The 16,780-nt window shown below is 70.5% G+C and carries 14 protein-coding genes and 1 pseudogene; 10 read left to right on the top strand and 5 right to left on the bottom strand.

The features are described 5' to 3' along the window. Positions 1-183: 183 nt before the first annotated feature. On the bottom strand, positions 184-468 hold the full coding sequence (locus tag AX769_RS00390) for a hypothetical protein (protein WP_066274682.1): 285 nt from the start codon (positions 466-468) through the stop codon (positions 184-186). 191 nt (positions 469-659) lie between these two features. On the opposite strand from AX769_RS00390, the gene AX769_RS00385 reads away from it, so the two are divergent. Next, a complete protein-coding gene (locus tag AX769_RS00385; RefSeq protein ID WP_066274681.1) occupies positions 660-998 on the top strand; it encodes a hypothetical protein in 339 nt (112 codons plus the stop codon). Positions 999-1,008: 10 nt separating this feature from the next. Here AX769_RS00385 and AX769_RS00380 read toward each other — a convergent pair whose 3' ends face one another. Both AX769_RS00380 and AX769_RS00375 read right to left on the bottom strand, forming a co-directional pair. Continuing rightward, positions 1,009-1,464, bottom strand: coding sequence for a hypothetical protein (locus AX769_RS00380; RefSeq protein WP_066274679.1), 456 nt, complete (start codon positions 1,462-1,464; stop codon positions 1,009-1,011). Positions 1,465-1,503: 39 nt separating this feature from the next. Beyond that, on the bottom strand, positions 1,504-2,385 hold the full coding sequence (locus tag AX769_RS00375) for an NUDIX domain-containing protein (RefSeq protein WP_066274675.1): 882 nt from the start codon (positions 2,383-2,385) through the stop codon (positions 1,504-1,506). 130 nt (positions 2,386-2,515) lie between these two features. Here AX769_RS00375 and AX769_RS23505 point away from each other — a divergent pair, with 130 nt between their 5' ends. Together AX769_RS23505 and AX769_RS00365 are read left to right on the top strand one after the other, a co-directional pair. After that, positions 2,516-2,710: a hypothetical protein gene (locus AX769_RS23505; RefSeq protein WP_066274673.1), complete on the top strand. Its 195-nt coding sequence runs from the start codon at positions 2,516-2,518 to the stop codon at positions 2,708-2,710. Positions 2,711-2,868: 158 nt separating this feature from the next. Then, entirely contained in the window at positions 2,869-3,270 is a 402-nt protein-coding gene (locus AX769_RS00365; protein WP_066274670.1) for a hypothetical protein, read from the top strand. Between the two features lie 167 nt (positions 3,271-3,437). Here the strand turns inward: AX769_RS00365 and AX769_RS00360 are convergent, their stop codons facing one another. After that, entirely contained in the window at positions 3,438-4,013 is a 576-nt protein-coding gene (locus AX769_RS00360) for a TetR/AcrR family transcriptional regulator (RefSeq protein WP_066274667.1), read from the bottom strand. Between the two features lie 96 nt (positions 4,014-4,109). Between AX769_RS00360 and AX769_RS00355 the strand changes: the two genes are divergently transcribed. From AX769_RS00355 to AX769_RS00335, 5 genes are all read left to right on the top strand, one after another. Then, positions 4,110-5,210 carry a saccharopine dehydrogenase NADP-binding domain-containing protein gene (locus tag AX769_RS00355; protein ID WP_066282940.1) on the top strand — a complete coding sequence of 367 codons (1,101 nt, stop codon included), beginning with the start codon at positions 4,110-4,112 and terminating at the stop codon, positions 5,208-5,210. A 55-nt stretch (positions 5,211-5,265) separates the two neighbouring features. Continuing rightward, entirely contained in the window at positions 5,266-6,480 is a 1,215-nt protein-coding gene (locus AX769_RS00350) for a winged helix DNA-binding domain-containing protein (RefSeq protein WP_066274664.1), read from the top strand. Between the two features lie 172 nt (positions 6,481-6,652). Then, positions 6,653-7,615 (top strand): beta-ketoacyl-ACP synthase 3, encoded by a 963-nt coding sequence (locus tag AX769_RS00345; RefSeq protein ID WP_066274660.1) that lies wholly within the window; start codon positions 6,653-6,655, stop codon positions 7,613-7,615. A 192-nt stretch (positions 7,616-7,807) separates the two neighbouring features. Then, positions 7,808-9,619 carry an Ig-like domain-containing protein gene (locus tag AX769_RS00340; RefSeq protein ID WP_066274658.1) on the top strand — a complete coding sequence of 604 codons (1,812 nt, stop codon included), beginning with the start codon at positions 7,808-7,810 and terminating at the stop codon, positions 9,617-9,619. Beyond that, on the top strand, positions 9,558-13,673 hold the full coding sequence (locus AX769_RS00335) for an S-layer family protein (protein WP_066274656.1): 4,116 nt from the start codon (positions 9,558-9,560) through the stop codon (positions 13,671-13,673). Before AX769_RS00340 ends, AX769_RS00335 begins: the two co-directional genes overlap by 62 nt. Positions 13,674-13,769: 96 nt before the next feature. Here AX769_RS00335 and AX769_RS00330 read toward each other — a convergent pair whose 3' ends face one another. After that, on the bottom strand, positions 13,770-15,683 hold the full coding sequence (locus AX769_RS00330) for a sodium:proton antiporter (protein WP_066274652.1): 1,914 nt from the start codon (positions 15,681-15,683) through the stop codon (positions 13,770-13,772). Positions 15,684-15,777: 94 nt separating this feature from the next. On the opposite strand from AX769_RS00330, the gene AX769_RS00325 reads away from it, so the two are divergent. Both AX769_RS00325 and AX769_RS22725 read left to right on the top strand, forming a co-directional pair. Continuing rightward, positions 15,778-16,044: a helix-turn-helix transcriptional regulator gene (locus AX769_RS00325; RefSeq protein ID WP_082763377.1), complete on the top strand. Its 267-nt coding sequence runs from the start codon at positions 15,778-15,780 to the stop codon at positions 16,042-16,044. Next, positions 16,041-16,778: pseudogene (locus AX769_RS22725) on the top strand (HipA N-terminal domain-containing protein); the annotation flags it as partial. The gene AX769_RS00325 and the pseudogene AX769_RS22725, both read left to right, overlap by 4 nt. Positions 16,779-16,780 lie beyond the last annotated feature (2 nt).

Raw genomic sequence — 16,780 nt, 5'->3', positions numbered from 1 at the left:
CCGGCGCGCTGCGAAGCCAGCCGGATCACAGCCGCAGCGGCTGCCGCCGCGCCTCGCGGCCTTCGGAGCGGCGGCTCACCGTGGCCTCCGCGCGAGACGCCCCATGACCAGCCCGGCGATGACGAGCAGGATGCCGGCGGCGAGGCCGACCGATCGTTCGACCAGCATCGCCGCCTTCCGGGTTCAGGCGCCTTCGGCGAGGCCCGCCTCGGCATCCTCCGGTGCATCGAGCATCGACCCCGCGGCGGGGTCGTCGACGACGTGGCTGAACGAGGTCATCGGCGACAGCGTCCCGTGGCGGAAGAAGTCGACGTAGGCCGCGCTGTAGTCGCGAGGCAGCTCGAGCGGTCGCGGCGCGGGGATCGAGCGAAGGCCCTCCGGCAGATCGGAGAGGCGGCGTTTCGGGTAGACGCTGATGCGCACCGGCGAGACACCGGGCTGGCGGTGGTAATGGCTGTCGGGGCCCATGGTTGTCGCTCCTCTCTTCCGGCAGAATCCAACCACTCGACACCGACCTGACGCAAAGGGCGGCGGTCACCCCTTGACAACCGTGTTCGTGGGCGAGTATCGGCTATCAGGAGCCGACGAGGGGGTACAACCGGGCGAGTATCCCCTGACAATTGCGGCGGCCCACCCGGCGGGAAGGTACGCCTGGACGTATGGAACGCATCCACTATGTCGACGAGTCCCTTCTCACCGGCACCGCAATCGCCCAGAGCCTGCTGCGCTACGCCTCGGCGCTGGCCCGGAGGGGCTCGTCGGCCACGGTCGACATCCCCGTCCGCCGCGACGACGGGTCGGTGGGGCACGCGAGCTTCTTGCTCGGGCCGGCCAGCCAGATGGTCGCCGAAGACGAGTCGAGTTCGTTCGACGAGATCGTCGACCAGCAGCTCGTCGACCTGTTCGAGGCCGAGTCGGCGAGGCTCGCGAACCCGCAGGCGAGGGCGTCCGACCAACCGTCGGCGGCTGAAATCGGCGGGCAGGATCTCGAGTTCTAGACCGGCGACCTCACGCCGCGGTCGGCACGAGCGCGACCTTCAACGGCAGGTGCGTCGTCACCTCGCCGTCGATCGAGATCACCCACGAGTAGCCGCCCGGGCCGGGAAAGACCAGGTCGTTCACGTTCAGTGAGAACGGCACGATCTGGTCGGACCCCGGGCTGAGCGCGGGCGGGCGCCCGACCGAGAACGTCGAACCCCACTCGGTCGTGACCGCGCCCTCTGGGTCGCGGGGGTCGGGTTGCGTCAGGGGCACCAGCGCGCCGTCCTCGGTCTCGAGGTGCACCCGCAACTCGTGCGGGGCGTCGGTGTCGGTCCAGCCGACGTGGATCATGATGCCGAGCGCGACGCGGGGGAAGGCGAACGGGAACGACTGCGACACGAGCAGATCCCAGCCGATGCCCATCGCGTAGATCTTGCCGTTGACCGTCTCGGCCGAGTCGGCCAGAAAGGCGGTGACCTCCATGCGCGTGTTCCCCTCGTGTCGTCGTCCAGTCGCTGAACGCTACCGAAGGTCGCTGGCATTCCCCTCGCCTCGACCGGAGACGGTGCCATGGCGCAGGATCTCGTCGGGCAGCCGCAGGTAGGCGCCCTCGGCATCGATTCCGACCGACGGCTCCACGACGGGCAGCGCCCGCGCACCGTCGGGCCCGGCCTCAGGGACGCCCTCGGCACGCAGCTCGGCGAGCGAATAGTACTGCGGCGGCAGCATGGCCAGCGCGCCGCTGTCGGCGTCGGCCAGCGCGTCGGACAGCGGGCGCCAGCTCGCGGTCACGCTCTCGGTCGAGACCGCGGCGGCCCGCTGCCCGGCCGGCAGACGCGCCACGAAGAACCACACGCGGTAGCGGCGCCTCTCGAAGCGCGGCGTCGTCCACCGCGCCCACGGCGTGAGCAGGTCGCTGCGGAGCACGAGGCGATGTGTGGCGAGCACCTCGGAGAATGCCAGCTCGTGGGCCTCGAGGGCGCGCCTCGTCTCGCGCCACGTGGCGTCCTGCGGGTCGACGAACTGCCCGTCGGGGGTCGTGGCCAGCAGCACGCCGGTCTCTTCGAACGTCTCGCGGACGGCGGCGCAGAGGAGGGCCGAGGCGAAGGCGGCGTCGACGCCGAGGCGAGTGGCCCAGGTGACGACGTCGGGCCCGACGACGGCCGAATCGAAGTCTCGCGGGTCGACTCCGCCGCCGGGGAAGACGGCCATGCCCGGCGCGAACCGCAGGGTCGCCTGCCGCACGAGGAGGAAGGCGCTCGGCTCGGAGCTGCGACCGGAGTCGCTCGCCGACGTGTCGAGCAGGATCACCGACGCGGCGTCGCGAGGCTCGACGGACTCGCGGTCGCCGCGGGCGATCGCTGCGTCGCGCTCGCGAACCTTCTCGGAGAGCCGCAGCTCCACGACGGTCGGCTGGCTCGGGCCGACTAGCTCTGACCGCCGACGGCCGGCTCGCCGACGAACTGGTGGCTCTCGGTGGCCAGCTCGAGCCAGAGTTCGGGTCGGCGATCCCGACCCAGTCGCCGCCGTCGGCGTGTCGCGAGGCGACACCGCGCTCGACGAGATCGTCGGCGCGCTCCTTCGGCAGCTGCACGACGAGGCTCTCGCCGTCGAGGTAGGCGAACAGGTTGCCGTCGACCTCGAGGCCCTCGTCGGTGACGGTGACGTCGTCGTCCTCGTCCTGCGCGAGCTCGACGGTGAGGTCTTCGTAGGCGTTGGCGATCACTGAGTCCATGTCTGTCAGTGTGGCAGGTCGCCCGCGTGAATGTCACGAGAAGCGGCCGGGCTTGTCACCCGAAGGTGGACGCGCGCCGAGAGCGGGCTGAAACCTACGCTGAGGGTCTGGGCCCAGGATCCTGCGCCCCACCTCTCGAGAAGGAGCGTCGCGTGAACCCGAACACCGGCCTCGTCCGCGGCCTGTCGGCCTACACCTGGGTGCTCGTCACCGTCGTCTCCGCCGCCCTCGGCGTCGTCGGCGTGCTGGGGCTCGTCACCGTGCTGCTGGCCATGACGGCCCGTGGTGTCGGCGACTTCGACACGTCGATCGCCCCCGTCGTGGCGCTGGTGCTGGCGCTCATCGGCCTGCCGCTCTGCCTCGTCGCCCTGCCGCGCACCTCGCGCCGCGAGGCGGAGGCCGGCTACACGACGGTGCCGCTGCTCGCCGGCGACCTGCCGCTCCGCGACCCGCACGACGGGCGCGAGCTGATCCCGGCCGGCGCCGCGGTGCCGCTGCAGTACCGCGTCAGCCTTCGGCCGGCGCGCCGCGGCCTCGTGCCCGCTGCCGCCTAGCCTGCCTCGGCAACCCGCTCGCCACCCCGCCGTTCCTCGGCATCCTGCCTGCCAGTGCACCCTCGCGGTGCCGAAATCGCGACCCATTTGCACTGGAAACCGCTCTGCGGCAGTAACGGGTGTGATCCGGCGCCCGGATCGGTCGCGATTTCGACGCTGGGGGAGGTTCAGCGGGCGGGAGCAGACGCGAGAGCGGTCAGGCGCTGGTGCGTCTGGCGCAGGATGCCGGTCAGCGGCTCGGCCGCACCGCCCGCGATCCAGCGCGCGAGCGACACGTTCAGCACGGTGACGGCCAGCTCGGCCGCGAGGGCGGCGTCGAGTTCGCCCTCGCCGCGTGCGACGAAGCCGTCGTGGATCGCCGACGCCAGGGCGCTGCGCTTCGTCAGCTCGCGCTCGCGCAGGCTCTGGTCGGACCGGACGACGGCGTCGTGGGCCAGGATCGTGTCGGCCTCCGGCTCGAATTTCGTGCGGGCGAGGGTCTCGAGCCCCGTCGAGATGAGCTGCATGGTCGACAGCTCGGCCGGTGCCGCCACCATCAGCTCGGCGACGATCGTCGGGAAGTCGGCCTCGTAGGCGAACAGCACCTCGCGCTTGTCGGCGAAGTGGCGGAAGAACGTGCGCGGGGTGAGCCCGGCGCGTGCGGTGATCTGCGGCACGGTCGTCTCGGCGAACCCCTGCTCGGCGAAGAGGTCGAGCGCGGCGCGTTCGAGGCGCTCCGGCGCGTTCGGCTCCCATCGGCTCATGGGTCCGATTCTAGTCATGACATCTCGTGTCATCATGTGTACAGTGCTGCTCAGACGCGATGACATTTCGTGTCATCACTGAGCGAGGAGAACATCGTGACGAACGAGATCTGGATCCTGGGGGCCACCGGCCGCACCGGCCGAGACATCGCAGCCCTTCTGCACGAACGCGGTCTGCCGCTCGTCCTCGTCGGTCGAAACCGGGAGCGGCTCCAGGCGCTCGCCGACAAGCACGGTTCCGACAATCACGGTTCCGACAAGCACGGCGCCCACACTCGAATCGTGGCGGGCACCTTCGACCAGCAGCTGGCTGCCATCCGCGAGAGCGCCGGCCCCGACGCGCCCTCCGTGGTGATCAACCTCGTCGGCCCGTTCACACGGACGGCACTGGTCGTGGCGCGGGCGCTGCCCGAGGGCACCTCGTACGTCGACCTCTCGAACGAGTTCGCCGCCGTGCAGGACATCCTGCGTCTCGACCGGCAGGCCGCGGCGGCCGGCCAGACCCTCGTGGCGGGCGCCGGCTTCGGCGTCACCGCGATCGAGAGCGCCGTCGTCAAGCTCTGCGACGGGCGCCCCCGCCCGGCGAAGGTCAGGGTCGACGCGATCGCCTCGCTCGCCTCCGAGGCAGGTCTGCTCGGCGAAGCCCTCGCCGAGACGATCGCCGACGTCGCGGCATTCGGCGGCGGCTCCGTTCGTGGCGGCCGCTTCGTCCGTCGGGTCCGAGTCGCGACGGACTTCGCCACTCTGACGACGCCCGACGGCGACCGCGTGTCGACCGGGGCGGGGCCGAGCGGCGAACTCCTGGCGGCCTGGCAGGCCAGCGACGCCGACGACGTCACGGCCGGCTCGGGCCTTGTGCCGTCGAATCCTGCGATCCGAGCGGTCATGCCGCTCGCCACGGCGATCTTCCGCATCGGCCCCGCCCGCCGATTTGCGACAGGCCGGCTGGCGAAGATCCAGTTCAAGGATCAGCCGGCTCCCCGGGCGCACTCCTGGGGCCACGCGCGGGTCGAGTGGCCCTCGGGCGAAACCCGCGAGGCCTGGCTGCGGATCGGCGACGCCGGCGAGTTCACAGCGGCCGCCTGCGCCGAGACCGCCGCGCGGCTCGCGCGCGGCGAGGGTCGGCCGGGCGCCTTCACGCCGGCCACGCTCTTCGGCACGTCGCTCGCGGAGTCGGTCGGCGCCGAGTTCGTCTAGCCGCTGTCGCACCGGCGTGGCCTGGAGCGACGGCGGCCCCTGCTACCGTCCGGGCATGAGAGACGTCACCGCCGGGCAGCGCCGAGCGCTCGTCACGCGCCGACACCATCTGGCGGGCGACGCGACCGGCCCCGACGAGGTCGCGAGGTGTCTCGTCGGGTTGCACGCCACCGATCCTGCGACCCCCTACCTCTCGGTGCTGGCCCGCGGGCACGGCGCCACGATCGACGACGTGCAGACGGCGATGTACGAGCGACGGTCGCTCGTGCGCTGGATGGCGATGCGGCGCACGCTCTTCGTCTTCCCCGTCGAGACGGTGCCCGTGGTGCAGGCCGCGGCGAGTCGGCCGCTGGCCGCGACGCTGCGGCGGCAGCTCGTCAATCGCCTGGCGCGCAACGGCAGCGTGCCGCCCGTCGAGGGAGACATCGGCGAGTGGATCGAGTCGGTCGGAGAGGGCGCCCACGCCGCCCTCGTCGAGCTCGGGTCGGCCACCGGTGCACAGCTCGGGGCCGCCGAGCCGCGGCTGCGCACGCTGATCCCGCCGCGGGCGAAGTCCGACCTGCCGCAGAACGTGACGGCGAGCCTGCTCGTGGTGATGAGCTGCGAGGCGCGCATGGTGCGCGGCACGGCGACCGGCGCGTGGACGGCCCGGCAGCACCGCTGGGAGCCCCTCGAGCGCTGGTGGCCCTCGGGCCTCCCCGACCTCGGCACCCCCGACGCGCAGGTCGCGCTCGTCCGCGCGTGGCTCGAGGCGTTCGGCCCGGCACCCGTCAGCGACATCGAGTGGTGGACGGGCTGGACGAAGGCGGGGGTTCGCGCGGCGCTGAATGGGCTGCCGCTCGCCGAGGTCTCGCTCGACGGCGCGCCGGGCGTGATGCTCGACGAACCCTTGGCGCATCGCGGGCTCGACGAGGCTGCGATCGAGGCGGCCGCAGGATCGGGGGCCGACGCCCCCGTGGTCACGCTCCTGCCGGCCCTCGACCCGACCCCCATGGGCTACAAGACCCGCGACTGGTTCACGGCCGTCGACCTCGCGCTGCTCTACGACCGCAACGGCAACCTCGGGCCGACGCTCTGGTGCGACGGCGAGATCGTCGGCGGCTGGGCGATCGCGCCCGGCGGTGAGGTGCGGGTGAGGGTGGTCGCCGAGCGCGGTGCAGCCGTCGCCGAGGCCGCGTCGCGCGCCGCCGCGGCACTGCAGGCGCGGCTCGGCGGCGCGACCGTGACGCCGGTCTTCCGCACGGCGCTGGAGCGCGCCCTAACGGCCTAGCGTTCGCGACACCCCTGATTCCGGCCGACCTCCCCGCGCCGCGGCGCTGGGAGCACGGCCGAAACGCGGGGTGCCGCAGGGCGCGGTGGCGGCAGCCCGACAAAGGCGCGGCCGGATCGTTGTAGCGGTCGCGAACAGCGCCCGCCCGAGCCCGGGCGTAGCGTCATGTCTCATGAACCACACGCCCGCCGCCGGCAGCCGCATCATCGGCTTGGGTCACTACCAGCCCGAGCGCATCCTCACCAACGCCGAGCTGTCGACCATGGTCGACACGAGCGACGAGTGGATCACCACGCGAACGGGCATCAAGACGCGTCACATCGGCAGCGAGAGCGACACCGTCTCGACCATGGCCATCGAGGCCGGGCGAGCGGCACTCGCCGACGCGGGCATCGACCCGAGCGAGGTCGACCAGGTGCTGGTCGCCTCGACCAGCGCCACCGACCGCACTCCCTATGCCGCCGGTCGCGTCGCCGTCGCGCTCGGGCTGAACGGCCCCGCGCCCATCGACATCAACACGGCCTGCTCGGGCTTCGAGTACGCCGTGGCGCTCGCCGACCAGTCGATCCGTACCGGCTCCGCCCGCACGTCGCTCGTCATCGCATCCGAGAAGATCTCGGGGCTCGTCGACTGGACCGACCGCTCGACCTGCGTGCTGATCGGCGATGGGGCCGGAGCCGCCGTGATCCAGGCCAGCGACACGCCCGAGATCCACCCGGTCGAATGGGGCTCCGTGCCCGAGCTGGTCAACGCGGTGCTCGTCGACGGCGACCCGCAGCGCTTCTCCCAGGAGGGGCGTTCGATCTACCGCTGGGCCATCTCCGAGGCCGAAGGCCACGCCCGCCAGGTCGTGGCGAATGCCGGGCTCACCCTCGACGACATCCGGGTGCTCGCCTTCCACCAGGCCAACCTGCGGATCGTCGAGCCGATTGCGAAGGCCCTCGACGGCGAGCACAAGTGGGTGCTCAAAGACGTGGTCGAGTCGGGCAACACCTCGGCGGCGAGCGTGCCTCTCGGGCTGTCGAAGGCGTGGCATCGCGGCGACCTGCCCGAGGGCGTGCCCGCGCTGCTGATGGGCTTCGGGGGCGGCTTCGCCTTCGCCGGCCAGGTCGTCACGACCCCGACGCGCCGCTAGCACCTCGCTCACTCGGTGTGGCCCCCGTGAGGGTGGCACCCCTAGAGGGACTATCGACGCGTGGGCCGACCCCGGAAGATCACTTCTGAGGTTCATTCGTGCGGCGCCCCGGTCAGAGAGCGTGCAAGGGGGTGAGGCGGACTCACCCACCCGCTCGTTCCACGGCCTCGGAAATCTCGAGGATTCTCCGTCATGGCCGAGCACGCCGCCCAGATCCCTCTCAAGAAGCGCCTCCTGACAGCAGGCGCCCTCGCCACGAGCGTCCTGCTCATGGCCCTCGGCGTGAGCCAGGTCGCCGGCGGCGCGGCGCACGCGGCCGGCGCGCTGTTCTCGTGCGACGAGAACACGCTCTACGGGATCAACTCATCGGGCGCGTTCGACTCCATCAACGCCACCACGGGTGCTGCGACAGTGCTGCGAACCCAGAGCCCCTCGAACAACGCCCTCGGCATCACTCAGGGCGGTGGCGCCGCCTATGCCACTCTCAACTCCAAAACCGCCACTGCGTCGGGCACGATCACGAAGTACGACCCCGTGGCCGACTCCACGACGAAGTTCAGCGCTTATGTCCCCTCCGCCACCTACCGGGGCGCCGTCGACCCGTCGACCAGCATCTACTACTACGCACAGGGAAACGCCACGAAGGCTGCGGTCTACGCCTTCAACACCAAGACCGACACCCCGATCGGCCAGGTCGGCTATCTCGACTTCGCCCAGGCCTCGACGGGCGACTTCGCGTTCTCGACCACGGGCGTGCTCTACGCCGTCTCGGGCAGTCAGGTCGTCCGAGTCGACGGCACGCTTCCCACCACCGTGTCGACCACCAGCGAGCTCTCGACGACAGAGATCGCGAACCTCGGCTCGGTCACCGCGAGCCCCGGCATCGCGTTCTCGACCAACGGGTTCCTTTACGTCGCGGTCAACGGCACCATCGAGAAGATCAACCCGGTCAGCGGTACGACGGTCGCCACGAACACGATCACCGACAGCAACGGCACCTTCACTCCGACCGACCTCGCCAGCTGCAACTACGCCGACGGCCTCTCCGCTCAGACGAGCGTCGACCAGCGCTGGAAGAGCGCCGACCAGTTCACCCTGACAATCCAGGGCGGCGCGAACAACACCCTCAGCGACGGCAATACCGCGACCACGACGGGCAGCGCGACGGGCACGCAGGCGGTGACCGCCGGCGCCGACCTCGTCACCGCAGGCAACGCCTACACGGTGACCCAGACGGCCGCCCCCGGCAGCGGCACCGACTTGACCGACTACGACACCACCTGGGCCTGCACCTCGGCCAGCGGCAAGTACGGCGTGAACGGACTCGGGGACACCGCAACGGTCACCCTGCCGAGCACGCGTGACGACGACGTCTCCTGCCTCTTCACCAACACGCTCGTCGCCAAGCACGTGGTCGGCCAGAACGACCAGTACTCGACGCCGACGAACACGGCCATCGACGACTCAGCCGCGAGCAGCCCGAGCGTGCTCGACAACGACTCCGGCACGGGGCTCACCATCACCGGCAACAGCGACGTCAGCCACGGCACGCTCAGCTTCGACACGACGACCGGGCACTTCACCTACACGCCGAACAACGGCTTCGCCGGCACCGACAGCTTCACCTACACGGTCGCCGACCCCTCCGGCCAGTCCATGACCCCGACCGTCACCCTGATCGTCGGCCCGACCGCCGTGGCCGACCAGGGCACCGTGACGGTCGGCGGCTCGGTCACGACCACCGCCGCGAACGGCGTGCTCGCGAACGACCAGGGCACCGGTCTCACGGCCTCGAACGCCTCGGCTCCTGCTCACGGCACGGTCACGCTCGACTCCGACGGCTCCTACACGTACACCTCGACGGGCACCTACTCGGGCATCGACACCTGGACGTACGTCGTCACGGACGCCGGCGGCCACCACGCGACGGGAACCGTCCACGATGACGGTCAACCCCAACGCGGTCGACGACACACTGCTCGCCACGCCGGCCGACACCGCTGAGACGGTGCAGTCGTCAACGGCGCTCTCCAACGACATCGGCACGACCGTCGCGGTCTCGGCAGTTGACGCGAGCTCGGTGCAGGGCGGCACGGTCGCGCTCAGCAGCGACGGCAGCTCGTTCGTCTACACGCCGAAGGCCGACTACTCCGGGCCAGACAGCTTCGGCTACACGATCACCGATGCCTCGGGCAACACCGCCACGGCGACCGAGCACGTCGCCGTCGACCCTGTCGCCAAGCCCGACGCCATTCCGGCGCTCGACCAGGGCAAGACCGCGACCATCGACGCGTCGACCCTCCTTGCCAACGATCGTGGCTCGAACCTGTCGATCACCGGCGTCTCGAACGCCACTCGCGGCACGGTCTCGTACGACGAGACCACCCAGCAGATCACCTTCACGCCGACCGCCGGCCTCGCCGGCAACGCGGGCTTCAGCTACACGGTGACCGACGGCACGACCCTGGAGACGACCACCGTCGTCGTCCCCGTCAACCCGGCTCCCGGCGACTACACCACGACGGCGACGTCCGGCGAGGGCGACGGCGTGAGCGCGGCCGACGGCGTCCTGTCCGACCAGCCCGACGGCAGCAGTGCGAGCCTCTCCACTAGCCCGCACCACGGTTCGGTCACGGTCGAGGCCGACGGCTCCTACGTCTACACGCCGGACGCCTCGTATTCGGGCCCCGACTCGTTCACCTACACCGTCACCAACCCGTCGAACCCGACGGCGACCGGCAAGGTCACCATCACGGTGCTGCCGCTCGCGGTCGCCGAGCACCTGACGACCGGCACCGATTCGCAGACGCCCCTGACCATCGCCGCGTCGACCCTGACGGGCAGCGACAACGGCGCGCACATCAGCATCTCGCAGGTGGGCACCGCGGCGGGCCCCGAGACGGGCGGCGACGCGACGCTGAACGGCGACGGCTCGATCACCTTCACCCCGACGGCGGGCTTCTCGGGCCCCGTGAGCTTCGACTACACGATCACCGACGGCACACATCAGTCGACTGCGCCGGTGACCCTGTCGGTGACGCCGGCTGCGAACCCCGTCACAGTCCACCCGACCACCGACGACAAGCCCATCACCCTGCCGGCCAGCGTCTTCACCGATGCCGGCAGCGGCTCGGGCCTCGAGCTGACCTCGGTCGGCGACGCTTCGGTCGGCACCGTCATCCAGAACACCGACGGCACCGTCACCTACTCGCCGCAGGCCGGTTTCTCGGGCACGTACACGTTCACGTACACCCTCGAAGACTCCGCGAGCCAGAAGGCCTCGGGCACCGCGACCATCGAGGTCGACCCGGCGGCCGGCTCGCTGGCCATCACCGCGGCCTCTGGCCAGGCAGACTCGGTCGACGCGGCTCACGGTCTGCTCTCCCCGGCCACCGGGGCCTCAGGATCGAGCCTGAGCGTCGCCCTCGACACCGACCCGGGCACCACCGCCTCTCACGGCACCGTGACGCTCGGTGGCGGCGGCGCCTTCACGTACACGCCGGACACGGGCTTCTCGGGCACCGACTCGTTCGACTACGTGGTGACCGACTTGTCGGGCGACCACACGGCGGGGGCCGTCACCGTCACGATCCTGCCGGCCGCGAACGGCTTCGGCACGTCGATCACCGACGCTCAGACCTACCCGTTCTCGAGCGCCAGCCTTCTGGCTCAGGCCTCGGGCAGCGGCCTCACGGTGAGCGTGCAGCAGCCGGCGAACGGCTCGATCGTCGACGAGAACGGCGACTACGTCTACACGCCGGCCTCCGGCTTCTCGGGCGCCGACACCTTCACTTACACGGTGACCGACTCGCACGCGCAGCAGCAGTCCGCCACCGTGACCGTGCAGGTCAGGCCCGTCGCAGCCCCCGACTCGGGCACGACGACGGCGAACCAGACTCTGACGGTCGACACCGCCCACGGCGTCCTGGCGAACGACGACGGCACGCTCCTCACCGCCGTCGTGAAGACGGGCGTGCAGTTCGGCAGGCTGACCCTGAACAAGGACGGCTCGTACACCTACGTGCCGAACACGGGCTTCTCGGGCACGGACAGCTTCGTATACACCGACACCGACACGACGGGGCAGACCGTCGACGCGATCGTCTCGATCGACGTCGACCCGTTCGTGCAGAATTCGAGCACTTCGGTCAAGGCCGACCAGACGGCACACCTGGACGCCCCCGGCGCGCTCGGCGGCGCGGTCGGTGACACCCTGTCGGTGACGTCCGTCGACGGCGGCAACCCCGCCGGCACCGCCTTCGTCGACGCTGACGGCAACTCGGTCACGATCGCCTCCGACGGCACGGTCGACTTCGTGCCGGCGGCGAGCTACTCGGGCGCCGACACGTTCAGCTACACGGTCACCGACGCGTCGGGCCTGACCTCGATCGGCAGGATCGTCGTCACGGTCACGCCGCGCGCTCTGTCCGACCTGCTGAGCACACCGGCCGACACCCCGCTGACGTTCGACGCCGGCGACCTCCGGAAAAACGACTTCGGCACTGGTCTCTCGATCAGCAGCATCACCCCGGCGCTCGTCGGTGGCACAGTGCAGCTCGGCCACGGCACGCTGACACAGTCGGGCACGTCGTACACGTACACGCCCGACGCGGGCTTCTCGGGCGCCGACGCTTTCAACTACACGGTGATCGACTCGTCGAACCAGACGGTGACGGCACCGGTGCGGATCATCGTCGGCGACCGCGCGTCCGACTACACCGCGACCGCGCCCTCGGGCGGCACTCTCGTGGTGCCCGCGAGCGAGGGGGTCCTGTCGAACGACTCGGGCTCGAACCTCGTGCTGAAGGTGGTGCAGAACGTCTCGAACGGCTCGCTGACCCTGCGCCAGAACGGCTCCTACTCGTACGCGCCGGTCAAAGGCTTCTCGGGCACCGACTCGTTCACCTACACGATCGACGACGGCGTCAACCCGACGCGCACCGGCACGCTGACCCTCACGGTGCTGCCGACCGTCACCGACGACTCCGACACCACTGCCGTCAACACGCCCCTCACACTGCAGGCTCCTGGAGTTCTCTCGAACGATTCCGGCACGCAGTTGCGGGTGACGCAGGTCGGCACCCCGTCGCAGGGCGGCGTCGCCACCATCAACGGCAGCGGGGCCCTGGTCTACACGCCGAAGACGAACTTCTCCGGCGTGGAGACGATCACCTACTCGGTGATCGACGAGAACGGCCTGACCCCGGGCGCGGCCAAGACGACCGCCACGGTGACCATCCACGTGACTCCGCAGTCGCTCGACGACTCGGCCCAGACGATCGCCGGCCACAAGGTCTCGGTCGACGCCGCGCACGGTCTGCTCGCCAACGACACGGGCACCCTCCTGGCGGCGGCGCTCAAGACGACTCCTGACGACGGCACCGTCACGGTCGCCCCTGACGGGTCCTACGTCTACACGCCGAAGGCGGGCTTCGCGGGCCAGGACACCTTCACCTACACGGCCACCGACTCGTCGGGCCAGGTGACGACGTCGACCGTGACGATCACCGTGCTCGCCGCGGCGAAGGCCACGAACGTCGGCGTCACGGGCACGCCCGGCGCGAAAGTGACGCTCTCGCCGCTGAAGGTCGACACCCCGACCGCGGGGGCGAACTTCGACTCGACCACCCTCCAGCTGATCGACCCGTCGACCGGCAAGCCGGTGTCGTCGTTCGCGATCCCCGGCAAGGGCACCTTCGCGGTCGCCGCCGGCCAGGTCGTGTTCAGCCCGGTCAAGCACTTCGCGGGCACCGCCTCGATCGCCTACGAGGTCTCCGACTCCGCCGACGCGCTCGTCTCCGCCACGCTGACGGTGAGGTACCCGACGCCGGCTGAGGCTGCGGCTGCGGCTCCAGGATCGGGGCACGGAGGCTCGACCGCCCCCGTCACTCGCGGTGGCGGGCACGGCACCGGGCCGGGTTCGCTCGCCTTCACCGGCAGCCAGGGCACGTTCGGCATGCTGCTGATCGGCCTCGGCGGGCTGCTGATGGGTCTCGCCCTGGTGCTGCTGCGGCGCTTCCGCCGCGAGGCGCCGGGCCCGCGTCGCCTCGGCCTCTAGCCGTCGGGCCCCTTCCGGTCGGCTGAACTCCGACGACCGGCACAGACTCTAGCCCGCGGGCTGGATTCCGTGCCGCTCGTCGGTGTGTAGCACGGCTCAGGTGCCCGGGCCGCCGCGCATGCTGATCGCGATCCAGTCGGCGTCGAGCGCCTCGAGCACGTAGCTCAGCATGTCGGCCGAGTAGGTGCCGTCGTCGCGCGCGTCGAGCAGCGCGTTCCGCTGCGCCGTCAAGATTCTGAGGCGGCCGTCGCGATCGAGCGTCGACGGGTCGGCGCCGTCGAGGGCTTCGTTCGCCGTGGCGCGCATCATCTCGAAGAGCTTGGTGCGTTCGGCGAGCGCCACGTCGGGATCCTGCGTGGCCGGCTTGATCAGCCTGACGAGCCAGCCGATGGTGCCGCCCTGCACGAGCAGCGACCCGGCAGCGACGACGAACGCGATGAACACGAGCAGCGCGCGGTGCGGCGGGGAGTCGTGGCCGGTCGGCAGCGTCTCGGCGGCGGCCAACGTCACGGCCCCGCGCATGCCTGCCCAGACGATGATCGACCCTTCCTTCCAGCCGAGCTGCTCTTGGAGGAAGTACTCGATGTCGGCGAGCCCGCGGACCACGCGCTTGCGCACTCGCGCGAGGGCGCCCTCGTCGGGCAGGGGGCGCCCTCGCCGGCTGGCCCGGCGGGCCCCGGCCCCTCGCTCGATGCGCCGCGCTCGTCGCGCGCTGCCGGCGCCTTGCGACTCGCTGCCTTGCGACTCGCTGCCCTGCGAGTCGGCGCCCTGCGACTCGCCGCCTCGGGGCCCGCCCCCCAGCAGCTGCTCCTCCTCCTGCCGCTGTCGCGCTTGCTCGTCGTGGGCGTCCTGCGCCTGCTGGATCTCCTTCAGCCGCCGCGCGTCCTCCTCGTCGCCCGTGGTTGTGGCGCTCGCCTCGAGGGCGTCGAGCTGCCGGCTCTCGTTCCAGCTGAGGGCGTTACCCGAGTCGAGGCGCTGCTGCATCGACACGAGCTGCTCTTTCATGTTCGCGCCGCGCCTGGTGCGGGTGCGCAGCAGCCCGAGCAGCAGGCTCACATAGCCGGCCCGGATCAGGACGGTCAGCAGCAGCGCCCCCGCCGCGATCCCGATGGCGCTTGCCACACCGGTCGACTCGCCCACCAGCTGCGACGCCAGCCCTGACATCTGCAGGCCGGTCACCAGGAAGAGCGCGCCCTCGAGCACGACCTCGACGGTGCCCCAGTTCTGCGAGTCGGACAGGCGATGCTGCGGGCTGAGCAGACGCGGCGCCAGCGTGCCGGTCACGAGCCCGGCGACGACGGCCGCCACGAGGCCCGACGATCTCAGCATCTCGGCCGGGATCGAGGCCACGCATGGCACGGCGAACGAGATGACGGTGTTGACCGTCGCATCCTTCACCCGCTTGCGCACCAGGAGGTTGAGGAGACCCGCGGCCCAGCCGATCGCGACGGCGACGGCGACAGAGTAGAAGAACGTGCCGATCGCCCCGCCGATCGAGAAGGCGGCGCCGGCCGCGACGATCGCCGACTTCAGGATCACGAGCGCCGTCGCGTCGTTGAGCAGGCTCTCGCCCTCGAGAATGGCGACGGCGCGCGGCGAGACCCCGACCTTCTTGATGATCGAGGTCGCCACCGCGTCGGTCGGGCTGACGATCGCGCCGAGGGCGATGCCCCACGACAGCGACAGGCCCGGGATCAGCAGGTGAAAGAAGACGCCGATGATGACCGAGCTGACGATCACGAGCACGACGCTCAGACCGCCGATCGCCCCGAACTCCCGCCGGAAGTTCATCGCCGGCATCGCCACCGACGACGAGTAGAGCAGCGGTGGGAGCACCCCCACCAGGATCCAGTCGGGGTTGATCACGAGGTTGGGAAGAGCGGGCACGAGGCTGAGGCCGATGCCGAACAGCACGAGCAGCAGGGGCGTCGCGATGCCGATCCGCGGGCCGAATGCCGTTGCCGCGGCGATCGCGAGCACGCCCAGCACCCCGAAGATCAGCAGTTCCATACGGCCTATCGTTGCAGGGTGAGTATCGACTCGCCCCTCCGTATTAGTGTGTCGCCGAACGGCGACATTGAGGGTTGTAGCCGTACGGCGACAAATGCTAATGTCTCCGTACGGCGACACCTGGAGCGAGGGCCTGATGTACACGATGCGCGAAACGTCCGCTCTCGTTCGCGAACTCCGTGACCAGCGCGGCCTGACGCAATCCCAGCTCGCAAGCCTGTCGCATGTCTCTCGCTCGTTCGTCGCCGACGTCGAGGCCGGCAAGCCCAGCATCGAGGCGGGCAAGCTGATGGATGTCTTCCAGGCCCTCGGGTTCGAGCTGGCGCTTCGCGACAACGTATCGGGCGAGGTGCGCTGGTGACCGAGCTCGACGTCCTGCTTGATGGGGCCCGCTGCGGTCGAGTGACGCAGTCCGCGTCGGGCAACCTGTCGTTCACGTACGACGACGAGTACCGCGTGAATCCTGTCGCCACACCGTTGCCGCTGTCCATGCTCCTGGCCGGTGCCGTCCACAAGGAGCGCGTCGTCCTTCCCGCCCTGCAGGGCCTCCTTCCCGACAGCGAAGAGGCGCTCCGAGCGATCGGTCGTCGATTCGCCGCGAACCCGGCCAATCCGTTCGCCCTCCTTCGGCACGTGGGCTCGGAGGTCGCCGGTGCCGTCCAACTCGTCGAGCCCGGAACCGCAGGATCCGACGCGACGGCCGGTCGCACAAGCGTCCGTCGCGTGAGTGACGACGAGGTCGCCACGATGCTCGAGCACGTCGTCAGCGAATACGCGGACGGCATCTCCAACGACGACGCCGTCGGGCGCTTCAGCCTCGCCGGAGCGCAGCCGAAGATCGCCTTGCATCGACTGCCGAACGGCACATGGGGCGTGCCGGAGGATGCGACTCCGACGACGCACATCCTCAAGCCCGTGACCGGGGACGTGCGACGAATCGACGTCGTCGAGCAGATGACGATGCATGCCGCGGCATTCCTCGGCAACACCGTGGCGTCATCCGAACTCATGACGCTCGGCGGGCGCGACGTCTTCGTGACGGAGCGCTACGACCGTTCTGTCGTCGACGGCCGCTGGGTCCGACTTCATCAAGAAGA

This window comes from Frondihabitans sp. PAMC 28766, assembly GCF_001577365.1.
Lineage (GTDB): Bacteria > Actinomycetota > Actinomycetes > Actinomycetales > Microbacteriaceae > Frondihabitans.
This window is presented reverse-complemented; position numbering and strand designations above follow the sequence as displayed.

Bases quoted from the DNA above. Each gene is read 5' to 3' on its own strand.
- AX769_RS00360 (WP_066274667.1), bottom strand. From the start codon at position 4,013: ATGAGCCGATGGGAGCCGAACGCGCCGGAGCGCCTCGAACGCGCCGCG.
- AX769_RS00340 (WP_066274658.1), top strand. From the start codon at position 7,808: ATGGCCGAGCACGCCGCCCAGATCCCTCTCAAGAAGCGCCTCCTGACA.
- AX769_RS00335 (WP_066274656.1), top strand. From the start codon at position 9,558: ATGACGGTCAACCCCAACGCGGTCGACGACACACTGCTCGCCACGCCG.
- AX769_RS00330 (WP_066274652.1), bottom strand. From the start codon at position 15,683: ATGGAACTGCTGATCTTCGGGGTGCTGGGCGTGCTCGCGATCGCCGCG.
- AX769_RS00345 (WP_066274660.1), top strand. From the start codon at position 6,653: ATGAACCACACGCCCGCCGCCGGCAGCCGCATCATCGGCTTGGGTCAC.
- AX769_RS00385 (WP_066274681.1), top strand. From the start codon at position 660: ATGGAACGCATCCACTATGTCGACGAGTCCCTTCTCACCGGCACCGCA.
- AX769_RS00350 (WP_066274664.1), top strand. From the start codon at position 5,266: ATGAGAGACGTCACCGCCGGGCAGCGCCGAGCGCTCGTCACGCGCCGA.
- AX769_RS00380 (WP_066274679.1), bottom strand. From the start codon at position 1,464: ATGGAGGTCACCGCCTTTCTGGCCGACTCGGCCGAGACGGTCAACGGC.
- AX769_RS00325 (WP_082763377.1), top strand. From the start codon at position 15,778: ATGCTAATGTCTCCGTACGGCGACACCTGGAGCGAGGGCCTGATGTAC.
- AX769_RS00390 (WP_066274682.1), bottom strand. From the start codon at position 468: ATGGGCCCCGACAGCCATTACCACCGCCAGCCCGGTGTCTCGCCGGTG.